The organism is Streptomyces sp. NPDC028907, assembly GCF_055564995.1.
The window spans coordinates 424,435-438,575 of record NZ_JBVHVE010000004.1 but is presented as its reverse complement, the minus strand read 5'-3'; the positions used below and the strand labels follow the sequence as shown (position 1 = coordinate 438,575).

General features: G+C 71.6%; 12 protein-coding genes. 6 read left to right on the top strand and 6 right to left on the bottom strand.

Annotation, left to right across the window (positions count from 1 at the left end; translation table 11 throughout):
* Position 1 precedes the first annotated feature (1 nt).
* Positions 2-1,618: a carboxyl transferase domain-containing protein gene (locus ACZ4UU_RS14575; RefSeq protein WP_468039807.1), complete on the bottom strand. Its 1,617-nt coding sequence runs from the start codon at positions 1,616-1,618 to the stop codon at positions 2-4.
* A 97-nt stretch (positions 1,619-1,715) separates the two neighbouring features.
* Here ACZ4UU_RS14575 and ACZ4UU_RS14570 point away from each other — a divergent pair, with 97 nt between their 5' ends.
* The 4 genes from ACZ4UU_RS14570 to ACZ4UU_RS14555 all read left to right on the top strand — a co-directional run bounded on the left by ACZ4UU_RS14570 (position 1,716) and on the right by ACZ4UU_RS14555 (position 5,262).
* Positions 1,716-2,312, top strand: coding sequence for an SACE_7040 family transcriptional regulator (locus tag ACZ4UU_RS14570; protein WP_468039805.1), 597 nt, complete (start codon positions 1,716-1,718; stop codon positions 2,310-2,312).
* A 126-nt stretch (positions 2,313-2,438) separates the two neighbouring features.
* Positions 2,439-3,059 carry a DedA family protein gene (locus ACZ4UU_RS14565; protein ID WP_468040209.1) on the top strand — a complete coding sequence of 207 codons (621 nt, stop codon included), beginning with the start codon at positions 2,439-2,441 and terminating at the stop codon, positions 3,057-3,059.
* Between the two features lie 112 nt (positions 3,060-3,171).
* Positions 3,172-4,329: an acyl-CoA dehydrogenase family protein gene (locus ACZ4UU_RS14560; protein WP_468039803.1), complete on the top strand. Its 1,158-nt coding sequence runs from the start codon at positions 3,172-3,174 to the stop codon at positions 4,327-4,329.
* A 66-nt stretch (positions 4,330-4,395) separates the two neighbouring features.
* Positions 4,396-5,262 carry an acyl-CoA thioesterase gene (locus ACZ4UU_RS14555; protein ID WP_468039801.1) on the top strand — a complete coding sequence of 289 codons (867 nt, stop codon included), beginning with the start codon at positions 4,396-4,398 and terminating at the stop codon, positions 5,260-5,262.
* Positions 5,263-5,323: 61 nt separating this feature from the next.
* On the opposite strand, the gene ACZ4UU_RS14550 is transcribed toward ACZ4UU_RS14555, so the two are convergent.
* Positions 5,324-6,115 (bottom strand): phosphatase, encoded by a 792-nt coding sequence (locus ACZ4UU_RS14550; RefSeq protein ID WP_468039799.1) that lies wholly within the window; start codon positions 6,113-6,115, stop codon positions 5,324-5,326.
* A gap of 74 nt (positions 6,116-6,189) precedes the next feature.
* Positions 6,190-7,770: a helix-turn-helix domain-containing protein gene (locus tag ACZ4UU_RS14545; protein ID WP_468039797.1), complete on the bottom strand. Its 1,581-nt coding sequence runs from the start codon at positions 7,768-7,770 to the stop codon at positions 6,190-6,192.
* Positions 7,771-7,946: 176 nt separating this feature from the next.
* Between ACZ4UU_RS14545 and speB the strand changes: the two genes are divergently transcribed.
* Both speB and ACZ4UU_RS14535 read left to right on the top strand, forming a co-directional pair.
* Positions 7,947-8,927, top strand: a complete 981-nt coding sequence (speB, locus tag ACZ4UU_RS14540) for an agmatinase (RefSeq protein WP_234767506.1) — start codon at positions 7,947-7,949, stop codon at positions 8,925-8,927.
* On the top strand, positions 8,924-10,612 hold the full coding sequence (locus ACZ4UU_RS14535) for a thiamine pyrophosphate-binding protein (RefSeq protein ID WP_468039795.1): 1,689 nt from the start codon (positions 8,924-8,926) through the stop codon (positions 10,610-10,612). The genes speB and ACZ4UU_RS14535 overlap by 4 nt, the downstream gene beginning before the upstream one ends.
* Here the strand turns inward: ACZ4UU_RS14535 and ACZ4UU_RS14530 are convergent.
* The 3 genes from ACZ4UU_RS14530 to ACZ4UU_RS14520 all read right to left on the bottom strand — a co-directional run bounded on the left by ACZ4UU_RS14530 (position 10,602) and on the right by ACZ4UU_RS14520 (position 14,093).
* Entirely contained in the window at positions 10,602-10,847 is a 246-nt protein-coding gene (locus tag ACZ4UU_RS14530; protein WP_468039794.1) for a hypothetical protein, read from the bottom strand. The genes ACZ4UU_RS14535 and ACZ4UU_RS14530 overlap by 11 nt on opposite strands.
* A 130-nt stretch (positions 10,848-10,977) precedes the next feature.
* Positions 10,978-11,787, bottom strand: a complete 810-nt coding sequence (locus tag ACZ4UU_RS14525) for an endonuclease I family protein (RefSeq protein WP_468039792.1) — start codon at positions 11,785-11,787, stop codon at positions 10,978-10,980.
* A gap of 206 nt (positions 11,788-11,993) precedes the next feature.
* Complete coding sequence (locus ACZ4UU_RS14520; RefSeq protein WP_468039790.1) at positions 11,994-14,093, bottom strand: ArnT family glycosyltransferase; 2,100 nt, start codon at positions 14,091-14,093, stop codon at positions 11,994-11,996.
* Positions 14,094-14,141 lie beyond the last annotated feature (48 nt).

The following is a 14,141-nucleotide window of genomic DNA, read 5'->3' as shown; positions in this document are numbered from 1 at the left end:
CTCACATCCGGAAGACGCCGAACTGGGGCTCACCCAGGGGCGCGTTGGCACAGGCGGTCAGGGCGAGGCCCAGCACCTGACGGGTCTCCAGCGGGTCGATGACGCCGTCGTCCCAGAGGCGGGCGGTGGCGTAGTAGGCGTTGCCCTGGCGCTCGTACTGCTCGCGGATCGGCGCCTTGAAGGAGTCCTCGTCCTGCGCGGGCCAGGACTCGCCCCGCGCCTCCAGCTGGTCCCGCTTGACCGTCGCGAGGACGGAGGCGGCCTGCTCGCCGCCCATGACGGAGATCTTGGCGCCCGGCCACATCCACAGGAAGCGCGGCGAGTACGCCCGCCCGCACATGGAGTAGTTCCCGGCGCCGTACGACCCGCCGACCACCACCGTCAGCTTCGGCACGCGGGTACAGGCCACCGCGGTGACCATCTTGGCGCCGTGCTTGGCGATGCCGCCCGCCTCGTAGTCCTTGCCGACCATGAAGCCGGAGATGTTCTGGAGGAAGAGCAGCGGGATGCCGCGCTGGTCGCACAGCTCGATGAAGTGGGCGCCCTTCTGGGCGGACTCGGAGAACAGGATGCCGTTGTTGGCGACGATGCCGACCGGGTGGCCGTGGATCCGGGCGAAGCCGGTGACGAGGGTCTGCCCGAACTCGGCCTTGAACTCCGAGAAACGGGAGCCGTCGACCACGCGCGCGATGATCTCGCGGACGTCGTAGGGGGTGCGGGAGTCGACCGGGACGGCGCCGTAGAGGCCGTAGGGGTCGACCTTGGGCTCCACGGCGGGCCGGACCTGCCACGGGAGCGCCCCGCGCGCGGGGAGGGTCGCGACGATGTTCCGCACGATCCGCAGGGCGTGCGCGTCGTCCTCGGCGAGATGGTCGGTGACACCCGACACGCGCGCGTGGACGTCGCCGCCGCCGAGTTCCTCCGCCGTGACGACCTCACCGGTGGCGGCCTTCACCAGCGGAGGGCCGCCGAGGAAGATCGTGCCCTGGTTGCGGACGATGACGGCCTCGTCGCTCATGGCGGGGACGTACGCGCCCCCGGCGGTGCACGAGCCGAGCACGGCGGCGATCTGCGGGATGCCGGCACCCGACATCCGGGCCTGGTTGTAGAAGATCCGCCCGAAGTGCTCGCGATCGGGGAAGACCTCGTCCTGCATCGGCAGGAAGGCGCCACCGGAGTCGACCAGGTAGAGACACGGCAGCCGGTTCTCCAGGGCCACCTCCTGCGCGCGCAGGTGCTTCTTCACGGTCATCGGGTAGTACGTCCCGCCCTTGACCGTGGCGTCGTTCGCGACGATCACGCACTCGCGCCCGCTGACCCGCCCGATCCCGGCGATGACACCGGCCGCCGGGGCCTGGCCCTCGTACATGCCGTCGGCCGCGAGGGGAGCGAGCTCCAGGAAGGGGGAGCCGGGGTCGAGGAGGGTGTCGACGCGGTCGCGCGGCAGCAGCTTGCCGCGCGCGGTGTGCCGGGCGCGGGCCTTCTCACCGCCGCCCAGCCGGGCGGCGGCCAGCTTGCCGCGCAGCTCCTCCACGAGCGCCCGATGGGCCTCCTCGTTGGCCCGCCAGGCCTGAGACGCGGGATCCGCCGCGCTCACAAGCTCCGGTGCCTCGTGCATCCTGCGGTCCCCTCACCCAGTGGTCGACCAGTTAATGAGCGTTAACGCATTTCCTTCAGGTTAACGACCGCTAACCTCCCTGTCTAGAATTGCTTCCATGGCCACCAGAACCGACGCCCCCACCCGCCGCGAGCAGATCCTCAAGGAGGCCGCGCGGCTCTTCGCCGAACGTGGTTTCCACGGCGTCGGCGTGGACGAGATAGGTGCCGCCGTGGGTATCAGCGGCCCCGGTCTCTACCGTCACTTCGCCGGCAAGGACGCGATGCTCGCCGAGCTCCTGGTCGGGATCAGCGGCCAGTTGCTGACGGGTGCGAAGCGGCGCCTCGCGGAGGCCGACGGCGTGCCCGCCGAGGCGGTCCTCGACTCCCTCATCGAGGGCCACATCGACTTCGCCCTCGACGACCGTCCCCTCATCACCCTGCACGACCGCGAGCTGGACCGCCTGCGCGACAGCGACCGCAAACTCGTGCGGCAGCTCCAGCGGCAGTACGTCGAGCTGTGGGTGGACATCGTCCGCCAGGTCTACCCGGACCTGACCGAGCCGACCGCCCGCTCCGCCGTCCACTCGGTGTTCGGCCTGCTCAACTCGACCCCGCACCTGGGACGCCCGGGCTCGCTGCCGGGCCGGGGGGTCACGGCGCAGCTGCTGCACCGGATGGCGCGGGGGGCGTTCGGGGCGGCCGGGGTGGCTTGAGCCGTCCGCCGGTCCCGGGTTCACTCACGCCGCCCTTAGGTCAAGACTTAGTAAAGTGGCGGCGTGATCATTGCTGCTGCGGCCGACGCCCCCGTCGGCGGAGTCGCCGGCTGGGCCGCCGACCTGATGGAGAAGCTGGGCGGTCCCGGTGCGGGGCTGGCCATCGCTCTGGAGAACCTCTTTCCGCCGTTGCCGAGCGAGGTGATCCTGCCGTTGGCGGGGTTCACGGCGAGCCAGGGGCGGATGGACGTCGTCGCGGCCGTCGCCTGGACGACGGCGGGTTCCGTGGTGGGTGCGCTGGCCCTGTATCTGCTGGGGGCGCTCTTCGGCCGGGAACGGCTGATCGCGGTGGCGGCACGGCTGCCGCTGGTGAAGGTCGCCGACGTGGAGCGGACCGAGGCGTGGTTCCTCCGGCACGGCACCAAGGCCGTGTTCTTCGGCCGCTTCGTGCCCATCTTCCGCAGCCTGATCTCGATACCGGCCGGCGTCGAACGCATGCGGCTGCCCCTCTTCCTCGCCCTCACGGCGGCCGGCAGCCTCATCTGGAACACCGCCTTCATCGCCGGCGGCTACGCGCTGGGTGCCCGCTGGCACGAGGTCACCGATCTCGTCGGCCTCTACTCCAAGGTGATCCTGGTGGCCGTGGTCGTGGCGGTCCTGGCCCTCGTGGCCGTACGGCTGCTGCGGGCGGGGCGTGGCACGCGGCGGCGTCCGGCCCGGCGCACCGAGGAGGACGTACGGCTCTGAGTGCGGCGGGCGTGACGAGCGTTACGGACCTTGGCCTCTGGACGCCTGTGGATACTCGCCGGTACGGTTGAGTGAGCAAGCGCTTAGACATGGACGTGTGGAGGTGGCGGCGGTGCGCCGTACGGTGTTCAGTGAGGATCACGAGGCGTTCCGGGAGACCATCCGCGCCTTCATCGAGGCCGAGGTCGTCCCGGTCTACGACGAGTGGTTCGCGGCCGGCCAGGCGCCGCGCGACTTCTACTACAAGCTCGCCGAGCTCGGCGTCTTCGGCATCCGCGTCGACGAGGAGTACGGCGGCGCCGGCATCGACTCGTACAAGTTCGAGGCGGTGATGTACGAGGAGACCGCCCGCGCGGGTGTGCAGTTCGGCGGCTCCGGCGTACACGTGCTGCTCGGCCTGCCGTACATCAAGATGCTCGCCACCGACGAGCAGAAGAAGCGCTTCCTGCCGAAGTTCGTCTCCGGTGAGGAGATGTGGGCGCTGGCGATGACCGAGCCCGGCACCGGCTCCGACCTCGCCGGCATGAAGACCACCGCCAAGCTGAGCGAGGACGGCACGCACTACGTCCTCAACGGCGCCAAGACCTTCATCACCGGCGGCGTCCACGCCGACCGCGTGATCGTCTGCGCCCGCACCGACGCGCCCAGCGCCGAGGACCGCCGCCACGGCATCTCCCTGTTCGCCGTGGACACCAAGTCCGAGGGGTACTCCGTCGGCCGCAAGCTCGACAAGCTCGGCCTGAAGACCTCCGACACCGCCGAGCTGGCGTTCGTCGACGTCAAGGTCCCGGTCGAGGACCTCCTCGGCGAGGAGAACAAGGGCTTCTACTACCTCGGCCACAACCTCGCCTCCGAGCGCTGGGGCATCGCCTTCGGCGCCTACGCGCAGGCCAAGGCCGCCGTGCGGTTCGCCAAGGAGTACGTCCAGGACCGCACCGTTTTCGGCAAATCTGTTGCATCTTTCCAGAACACCAAGTTCGAGCTGGCCGCCTGCCAGGCCGAGGTCGACGCCGCCGAGGCCGTCGCCGACCGCGCGCTGGAGGCCCTGGACGCCGGTGAGCTGACCCCCGCCGAGGCCGCGTCCGCGAAGCTCTTCTGCACCGAGGTCGCGCACCGCGTCATCGACCGCTGCCTCCAGCTGCACGGCGGCTACGGCTTCATGAACGAGTACCCGATCGCCCGCCTGTACGCGGACAACCGCGTCAACCGCATCTACGGCGGCACCAGCGAGATCATGAAGTCGATCATCGCCAAGGACATGGGCCTGTAAGCATCCGGGTCCCCCAGCACCCGGGCCGGTCAGGCTCCTGAAATTCCTGCCAGTAGAAAAGGTGCCATGAACCAGGCACTACAGGGTCTCCTCGATCTGCTCGACCTGGAGCAGATCGAGGAGGACATCTTCCGCGGCCAGTCCCGCTCCGCCGTCGTCCCGCGCGTCTTCGGCGGTCAGGTCGCGGCCCAGGCACTCGTCGCCGCCGGGCGCACGGTCCCCGCGGACCGGCCCGCCCACTCCCTCCACGCGTACTTCCTGCGCATGGGGGACCCGGGCGCGCCCATCGTCTACAACGTGGACCGCATGCGCGACGGCCGCTCCTTCACCACCCGGCGCGTCGTCGCCGTCCAGCACGGCAAGCCGATCTTCGCCCTGTCCGCCTCGTTCCAGGTGCACGAGGAGGGCATGGACCACCAGGCCCCCATGCCCCCCGCACCCGACCCGGCGGCGCTCCCCACCTCCGAGGAGCGGCTGCGCGGCTACGACCACCTGGACGCGGACGTCGTCGAGCGGTTCCTGGAGGCACGCCAGGCGGTCGATCTGCGCTACGTCGACGAGCCGCCGTACGGCCGGTTCGGCGAGCCCCGCGAACCGCACTCCCAGGTCTGGTTCCGCACCAACGGCAAGCTGGCCGACGATCCGCTCCTGCACGTCGTCCTCGCCACGTACGTCTCCGACATGACGCTCCTCGACTCGGTCCTGCTCGCACACGGCCGGGGCGGCTGGGCCGTCGGCGACGTCGTCGGTGCCTCGCTGGACCACGCGATGTGGTTCCATCGTCCGTTCCGCGCGGACGAGTGGCTGCTGTACGACCAGGAGTCGCCGTCGGCCCACGGCGGGCGCGGCCTCGGCCAGGCCCGTATCTACACCCAGGACGGGCAGCTGGCGGTGTCGGTGATCCAGGAGGGCGTGGTCCGGGTCCCGCGGTGACGGCCCGCCGGCCTTCGGGCCGGACCCGTCGACCGGCCGGCTCGCGGTCGAGCACGACCCCCTATTCGGCCAGGCCCGCCTCACGCAGCAGATACGCCGTCATCGGGTCGTAGTAGCGCGGGCTGACCACATGGTCGTCCAGCGGCACCACCACCTGTACGGTCCCCTCGGCCTCCGCGAGGAACAGCGCCGGGTCGTTGCAGTCCGCGTAGCCCACGGAGTCCACGCCGTGCCGGCCGGCGTAGCCCGCCCAGCCGTGGTCGGCGACGACCAGGTCCGGCAGCGGGCGGCCCTCGCGCTCAAGTCCCGTCAGGATGGCCTTCATCGGTTCGCCGGAGTGGGTGTGCCAGAGGGTGGCGCCGTGTTCCAGGACGGCCACGTCCGCGAACTGCATGACGTATCCCTCGTCGGTCTGGAGGCCCTCGGGGATCACCACGATCTCGCAGCCCACCGCACGCAGTGCCTGCGCCGTCGCGCGGTGCACGTCCAGCAGGCCGCCCGGGTGGCCCGTCGCGAACAGCACCCGCTGCTGCCCGTCCGCCGCCTTGCGCAGCCGGGCCGCCATGCGCTCCAGGGCGGCCACCGTCAGCTCGGGGTCGATGGTGTCCTGGCCGTGGCGGTGCTCCGCGTCGTCGTTCACGCCGACGCGCTCGGCCATCACCGCGAGGACGTCCTGCTCGTCGGTCCAGCGGTCGCCGAGCTCCAGCCCGAGCCAGTAGTGGCGGTCGCCGTTCGCCAGCTTGCGGTAGTGGGAGAGGTTGTTCTCGCGGGGAGTGGCGACGTCGCCCGCGATACGGGTTCTGACGAGGTGGTCGACGAGCTCGGCGCGGCTGGGTGTCCCGGGTATCGGCATGCCTCCCATTGTGAGGCAGACAACTGTGGGAACGCCCGGCTCCGGGGCGCGTGCGACGCGGGTCACTGTGTGGATCACCCTTCGCCCTGCCGCAGGGCGAACCACAACTCCATCCGTACGTCCGGGTCGTCCAGGTCCGTGCCGAGGAGCGTCGCGCAACGGGCGATCCGCTGGCGGACCGTGTTGCGGTGGACGGACAGGGCGACGGCCGTGCGGTCCCAACTGCCGTGCAGGGAGAGCCAGGTGCGCAGGGTCTCCGTCAGGGGCGAGGCGAGGGGCGCGAGCAGGGCGCGGGCGTGCGACTCCGCCTCGTCCGGGGAGAGCAGGTCCGTGAGGGCCGGGCGATGGCTGCCGTGCCGGAACAGGGGCGTGCGGGTGGCCCGGGCGCGGGACAGGGCGCGGGCCGCCTGGGTGTCGGCGGCCGGCCACTCCGCCGCGGACGCGGGGGCGCTCACGCCCAGGGTCCAGCCGGGCTGCGGGGCCGGTTCGCGGTCCGCGGGGGCGAGGACGCGTACGACGTCCTGCGCGAGGTCGACCAGCGGGGAGCCGAGGGCCGCGCCCAGCGCCGAGGCCGCCACCGGGTCGCAGGGCTGGGTGTCGGGGCTGCCGTGCACCACGACCCAGCGGTCGCCACCGAGGAGCGGGGCCACCGCCCGCGGCTCGGCGCCCAGCAGCAGCCGTACGAGCGCCGACGACCGAGCCGCCCCCGAGCCGCTCTGGTGCTCGCCGGTGAGGAGGGAGAGGAGCACGGCTGCGACGGAGGCGATGGTGTGGTCACCGGGGTCCCGGCGCGGGGCGGCGACCCCGAGGACGAAGCCCCGGCCGGCGCCGAGGGCGTAGGCGGCGAGGTGGGTGCCGGCGATGGTGTCGGTGGCGGAGGTGGGAGTGGGTGAGGCGGGCGCGCTGGTGCCAGGGAGTGGGGCTTCGGGCCGCGTGGTCCGCCGGGCGGTCCCGCTGTCGGATGCGCCCGGAGCCGAAGCCGCCGTCGAAGTCGCACCCGCCCCCACAACCGGCCGTACCACCCTCGCCAGCTCGGCCAGCGCCGCCCGCGCCACGTCGCCCGGAGTCTCCCGTCCCGCCTCCCCGATCACCGCCCCCTCCGGCCCGTACAGCACCGCCCAGCCGCCCACTCGCTGGGCCAGCTGCCGCAGGACCGCGCGGACCGGGTCGGGGCGGGAGGCCGCCGCGGCCAGGCTCTGCTGGGCCTCCGTCACACGGCGCAGTTCGGCGTGGCGGGCCCGGGCCATCAACTGCCAGACCGCGCGGGCCACGCCCGAGAAGGTGGTCCGGGGCGGGACCTCCAGGAGCGGCAGGCCGTACGCGTCGCACGCGGCCACCAGGGCGTGCGGCACCGTCTCGTGCACGGGGGCGAGCCCGAAGCCGAGCGCCGCGCCGCCCGCCGCCACGATCCTCGACACGTAGTCGTCGAAGTACGTCCCCGAGCCCGCCGCCTCCGGGATGTGCACCCCGGCCGTCAGCAGCAGCTCGCCGCCCAGCAGATACGGATACGGATCGGCCATCTCCGAGGTGTGCGCCCAGTGCACGGCCGGGTCCGCGTCCGGTGGCCCGGCGATCCGGCGCAGGCCCAGGTCCTCGCGGGCCAGGAGGGCCGAGAGCGGTACCGGTGGGGTCGGGGGAACGGTCGGCTCCGGCATATGTGCGTTCCCTCCATCCAGTCATCCCGGGATGGATGAAACGTACACTTCGCAGCCGCCTTCCGGACACCTAGGTTGGCTCCCGAACCGGCCTCGGAACCGGCGCCGGCTCACCCGTAGAGTCGTAGGCATAAAACCCGCATACGCGATGAAGCGTAGAAAAGAAGGCATTCCACGTGACTGGCAACGAGACGCCCCGCGGCCCCGTCGACTCCTCCCGCATCCCGCGCTACGCCGGACCCGCCACCTTCGCCCGGCTGCCCCGCCTCGACGAGGTCGGCCGCGCCGACGTGGCCGTGGTCGGCGTGCCGTTCGACTCGGGAGTCTCGTACCGGCCGGGTGCCCGCTTCGGCGGCAACGCGATCCGCGAGGCGTCCCGGCTGCTGCGCCCGTACAACCCGGCGCAGGACGCCTCCCCCTTCGCCCTCGCGCAGGTGGCGGACGGCGGCGACATCGCGGTGAACCCGTTCAACATCAACGAGGCCGTCGAGACGGTCGAGGCCGCCGCCGACGACCTGATCGGCACCGGCGCCCGCCTGATGACCCTGGGCGGCGACCACACCATCGCGCTGCCGCTGCTGCGCTCGGTCGCCAAGAAGCACGGCCCTGTCGCGCTGCTCCACTTCGACGCCCACCTCGACACCTGGGACACCTACTTCGGCGCCGAGTACACGCACGGCACTCCGTTCCGCCGCGCGGTCGAGGAGGGCATCCTCGACACCTCCGCCCTCTCCCACGTCGGCATCCGCGGCCCGCTGTACGGCAAGCAGGACCTCACCGACGACGAGAAGATGGGCTTCGGCATCGTCACCTCGGCGGACGTCTACCGGCGCGGCGCCGACGAGGTGGCCGACCAGTTGCGTCAGCGCATCGGCGACCGGCCCCTCTACATCTCCATCGACATCGACTGCCTCGACCCGGCCCACGCCCCCGGCACGGGTACGCCGGAGGCGGGCGGCATGACGTCCCGCGAACTGCTGGAGATCCTGCGCGGCCTCGCGTCCTGCAACCTGGTCTCCGCCGACGTCGTCGAGGTGGCGCCCGCGTACGATCACGCCGAGATCACGTCGGTGGCCGCGTCCCACACGGCGTACGAACTGACCACGATCATGTCCCGCCAGATCGCGGCGGCCCGTGAGGAGAACGAGGGCAAGTGACCCACGACCACGACCTGGTACTCCGCCCGACGGAGGCGCAGACCGCAGCCGCGCTGAACCCTCCCGCCGGCCGAGGCGGCGGAGACCTGGTCGTGGAGACGCTGGCCGGGCTCGGCGCGACGACCGTCTTCGGACTGCCCGGCCAGCACGCGCTCGGCATGTTCGACGCGCTACGGCGCTCCGACCTCAGGTACATCGGGCTGCGGGTGGAGAACAACGCCGCCTTCGCGGCGGACGCCTACGGCCGGATCACCGGCGAGGCGGCCCCGCTGCTGCTGTCGACGGGTCCCGGCGCGCTGACGTCGCTGGCCGCGCTCCAGGAGGCCGCGGCGGCCTCCGCCCCCGTCCTGGCGATCAGCAGCCAGATCCCGACGGCGGGGCTCGGCGGCGGCCGGCACGGCTACCTCCACGAACTCCCGGACCAGGCGGCGTCGTTCCGGGGCGTGGTGAAGTCGGTGCACACCGTCCGCACCCAGTCCCAGATCCCCTCCGCGATCGAGGCTGCCTGGAAGTCGGCGCTGTCGGCCCCGCACGGCCCGGTGTGGGTGGAGATCCCGCAGGACGTGCTGCTCGCCGAGACATCGATCCCGGTGGTGACGGGCGGCGACGCCTTCCCCGACGAGCTGCCGCCACGCCCCGAACTGACGGCGGTGGCCGCCCACTTGCTGTCCCACGCCGCCCGCCCGGCGATCATCGCGGGCGGGGGAGTGGTCCGCGCCGACGCCTCGAAGAAGCTCCGTCAGCTGGCGGAGACCCTCCAGGCCCCGGTCGTCACCACCCCCGGCGGCAAGGGCGCCTTCCCCTGGACGCACCCGCTGTCCCTCCAGTCCTGGATCGAGGACCGGCACACCACGGACTTCCTGGAGGACGCGGACGTACTCCTCGTCGTCGGCTCGGGGTTGGGGGAGTTGTCGTCCAATTACCACACGTTCAAGCCGCGCGGCCGGGTCATCCAGATCGAGGCCGACCTCGGGAAGCTGGAGTCCAACCACCCGGCGCTGGGTATCCACGCGGACGCGCGCCTCGCGTTGCAGGCGCTGCTGGAGACGGTGTCGGAACGGGAGGACGTCACGGCGCCGGAGCGGGTGCGTGAGGTGCTCGGCAAGGTGTCGGAGCGGATCGGCGGCCAGGAACTCACGCTGGAGCAGGATGTGCTGGCATCGGTCCGGCGCGCCCTGCCCGCCGACTCCCCGTCCTTCTGGGACATGACGATCCTCGCCTACTGGGCGTGGTCGGCCTTCGACGCCAAGGGCCCCAACCACATGCACTCCGCCCAGGGCGCCGGCGGCCTCGGCTACGGCTTCCCGGCGGCGCTCGGCGCGGCGGTCGCGGACCCGACCCGCCCGGCACTGGCGGTCTCCGGCGACGGAGGCGCCCTGTACTCGATCGCCGAGCTGGCCACGGCCCGCCAGTACGACCTGAACGTCACCTGGCTCATCGTCGACGACGGCGGCTACGGCATCCTGCGCGAGTACATGACGGACGCCTTCGGCGAGGCGACGGCGACGGAACTGGCGCGGCCGGACTATGTGGCGCTCGCCGAGTCCTTCGGTGTCCCCGGGGTCCGTACGGCCCCGGGGACACTGGAGGCGGATCTGACGAAGGCGCTTCAGACCCCCGGCCCGTCGGTGGTCGTCCTCCCGGCGGTGCTGCGGATGTTCGCGCCAACGCACCTCACGACATGATGACCCAGGAGCCCTGCTCCTGCGTGTTGTGGTCGCGGTTGTAGCAGGCGTCGTCCACCGCGGGGCCGGTCCACGGCGCCGCCATCGGGACGAGCGCGAGTGCCTGCCTGCAGAGGTTGGGGGTGGTGTAGCCGGCGATGGTGACACGGCCCCGGTCGCCGTCGTCGGCGTGGGCCGGGGTGGCGAGTACGAGGGCTGCCATGGTGAGCGCGGCGAGCGCGCTGATCTTCTTCATAGCCGGTCAACGGTGGTGGATCGGTGCAGGTCATTCCGCTGTACAGGTGGTGACCGAGCGCGCCGGGGCCCGACGAGGGCCCCCGCGCGTCCATGGCGACCGGACTGAGCCCGGGCGCCTGCCGGATCGTCTACCAGATCGCCTCGACCCACTCCGGGTGGTCGATGAACGGGTTGCGGTTGTGCTGGTAGGAGTCGTAGATGACCTCGTTGCGGCGCTCCTCGAAGGCGCTCGGCGGGTCCGCCTCGTTCCATGCCTTGAGGACGGAGAGCTTGCCCATGTAGGGGTTGGAGCCGTTGTCGACCTTCTCGTTGGGCTCCAGGTCGGCCCAGCCGTCGTCACCCTCGTAGCGCACGGCCATGTAGAGGATCATGCGGGCCACGTCGCCCCGGTCCGCGGCGCGGGGCGCGAAGGAGTCGGAGTCGACGGTGCTGCCGCCGCCGCCCGTGACGGCGCTGCCGCCGTTGTCGAAGTCCAGGTTGCCGCGGATGCTGTTGACCCGGACGTCGCAGGCGCGCAGGTGGTGCAGGTCCGTGCCGGGGCCGATGGCCTCGCCGAAGTCGCCGTGGGACTTGGCCCAGGTGTGCTCGCGGTTCCAGTCGCCGACGTCGCCGCCGTTGAGGGACTTGCTGCGGGAGACGCCGCTGTACAGCAGGAGCACGTTGCTGCTGTTGTTCGGGTCCTGGTCGGCGACCTTCAGCGCGTTCCAGACCGCCGAGTACGAGATCTTCGTCTGGTCGCTGATGATCGTGTGCAGCGAGTCCTTCAGGGCCGTACCGGTCTTGCCGATCGCGTCGGCGTAGTACGTGTCGTCGTACTCCGTCGTGGTGGCCGCGGCCGGGGAGGCCATGAGCGCCGGGGTGGTGAGGCCGACCAGGACGGCTGCCGTCGTCAGCGCCACGGACTTCCAGCGGCGGTGGCGTATGTGTGTCGCCAGCATGTGGGGTGTCCCATCTACGCGGGTTGAATGGAGGCGGCAAACGGGAGAGTGGCATGGACATGCGGTGGTGTCGAGGGCTTACGCGTGTCCATTGGGTGACGGGAAACGGCAAATCGGGGCATGGGTGAGGTAGTTGACACCGAAACGGCCCCCGACGGTGAGGTCGGGGGCCGTGGGGTGGGGAGTTGTGGGTGGGTGGGGCCGGGTCAGCCGAGGTCGGACGGGTCCAGGCGGTAGATGGTCGACTGGTTGGTCTGGGACGAGGACGAGTCGGAGTTCGAGTCGGAGGCGGAGGACTGCGACGTGCTGCTGTACTCGCTCTCCTTCACCGCCGTCCCGTTCTTCTGGACCCAGGCCGTGACCTCGGAGCTCACTGTGCTGCCGCCGCCCGGGCCGCCGCCCATGCCGCCGCCACCGATCTGGACGTAGTGAAGTTCGCCGTTCTTCACCAGCTCCTTCAGCTTGGCCGGCGTCATCGCCTTGTCGCTGCCGGACCAGCCCCACATGGAGATCACGGGCTCACCGCTGCTGAGGATCAGCTGGGCCGCGCTCTGCGAACTCGACACCGCCAGCAGCCACTTGGCGCCGTCCTGGTGCTTCTTGAGATACGTGATGAGCTCGCTGCTCGCGCCGCCACCGCCGAAGCCTCCGCCGCCCATGCCGCCGGGAGCCTGGCCGTTCTGACCGTTCTGCCGTGTGCCGCCGCTCGGCATCTGACCGCCACCGAAGCCACCTCGGCCGCCGCCACCGCCCCCACCGGGACCGCCGCCGAAGCCGCTGCCCGTCGAGGGCCCGGCCGTCGGGTTCGTACCGCCCATGCCGCCGCCCGAACCGGACGGCACCGACCAGGCGTACGTGGCGGGACCCGCGACCGCCGCGACGATCGCCGCCACCACGGAGGCCGCCAGCAGCCGCAGCCGGTTCCCCGACGCGGACCGGAAGACGAGCAGGCCCACGATCGCCAGCGCCATGACGACGGCGATCGCCGGCCACAGCCAGGTGTTCCAGCCGGAGGCCCGCCGCAGGAGTACGACCGCCCAGACGGCGGTGACCGCCAGCCCCGCCGGCAGCACCCATGCCCACCGCTTGTCGGCGCGGAACGCGCGCAGCAGCATCAGGCCGCCGCCTCCGCACAGGGCCGCGATGCCCGGGGCGAGCGCGGTCGTGTAGTACGGGTGCATCGTGCCCTCGGCCATGGCGAAGGTCAGGTAGTGCAGGGCCGTCCAGCCGCCCCACATCAGAAGCGCGGCACGGGTGAGGTCGGTGCGCGGGGCGCGGCCGCACAGCACGAGGCCGCCGACGCACGCGAGCGCCGCGAAGGGGATCAGCCAGGAGATCTGGCCGCCGAGGATGTCGTTGAAGAGCCGTCCGATGCCCGCCGTACCGGAGAAGCCGCCGCCGCCTCCACCGCCGCCTCCGCCGTTGCCCTCGCCGCCGAGGATCCGGCCGAGGCCGTTGTAGCCCATGATCAGGTCCCAGGCCGTGCCGTCCGTCGAACCGCCGATGTACGGGCGTTCGTCGGCGGGCACGAGCGAGACGGCGGCCGCCCACCAGAAGCTGGAGACGGCGAGGGCGACGCCCGCGATCAGCAGGTTCACGATCCGCTTCACGAGCTTCGGCTTAGCGGCGTACAGGTAGACCGCGAAGACGGCGGGCAGTGCGATGTAGCCCTGGAGCATCTTCGTGTTGAAGGCCAGTCCGAAGCAGACCGCGGAACCGACCAGCGGCAGCAACCTGCCGTTGTGGACGGCGCGCAGGGCGAGCGCCGCGCCGCCGGCCATCAGGAACACCAGCAGCGTGTCGGGGTTGTTGTCACGGTTGATGGCGACCGTGATCGGGGTCAGGGCCAGGACCAGCGCGGCCACCGTCGCCGCGCCGTGGCCCCACACCCGCTTCACCGAGGAGTGCACGATCCAGATCGTCGCCAGCGCGACCAGGATCATCGGCAGCATCATCTGCCAGGTGCCGTAACCGAAGATTCGGCACGACAGCCCCATCACCATCAGGGCGAACGGCGGCTTGTCGACGGTGAGGAAGTCCCCCGCGTCCAGCGAGCCGAAGAACCACGCCTTCCAGCTCTGCGTGCCGCTCAGGACGGCCGCGCTGTAGAAGCTGTTCAGGCTGGAGCCGGAGAGGTTCCAGGAGTACAGCGCCGCCGCCAGGATCAGGATCGCGATCAGCGCGGGGAGCGACCAGCGGGGTGCCTTGTCCAGGGGAGCCGGGGGTGGGACCTCCGGTGGGGCCAGCGGGGACACGTCGGTGGCGGGCACGGTCGTGTGGGGGCGGGGATCGGTGGCTGATGTCACCAGCGCATCGTGTGCGGCGGGGGTGGGTGCGGGCTGTGCCGGACCTGG

Excerpts from the sequence above, each read along its gene's own strand:
- ACZ4UU_RS14550 (WP_468039799.1), bottom strand. The coding sequence starts at position 6,115 with ATGCCGATACCCGGGACACCCAGCCGCGCCGAGCTCGTCGACCACCTC.
- ACZ4UU_RS14545 (WP_468039797.1), bottom strand. The coding sequence starts at position 7,770 with ATGCCGGAGCCGACCGTTCCCCCGACCCCACCGGTACCGCTCTCGGCC.
- ACZ4UU_RS14575 (WP_468039807.1), bottom strand. The coding sequence starts at position 1,618 with ATGCACGAGGCACCGGAGCTTGTGAGCGCGGCGGATCCCGCGTCTCAG.
- ACZ4UU_RS14565 (WP_468040209.1), top strand. The coding sequence starts at position 2,439 with ATGGAGAAGCTGGGCGGTCCCGGTGCGGGGCTGGCCATCGCTCTGGAG.
- ACZ4UU_RS14570 (WP_468039805.1), top strand. The coding sequence starts at position 1,716 with ATGGCCACCAGAACCGACGCCCCCACCCGCCGCGAGCAGATCCTCAAG.
- ACZ4UU_RS14530 (WP_468039794.1), bottom strand. The coding sequence starts at position 10,847 with ATGAAGAAGATCAGCGCGCTCGCCGCGCTCACCATGGCAGCCCTCGTA.
- ACZ4UU_RS14525 (WP_468039792.1), bottom strand. The coding sequence starts at position 11,787 with ATGCTGGCGACACACATACGCCACCGCCGCTGGAAGTCCGTGGCGCTG.
- ACZ4UU_RS14555 (WP_468039801.1), top strand. The coding sequence starts at position 4,396 with ATGAACCAGGCACTACAGGGTCTCCTCGATCTGCTCGACCTGGAGCAG.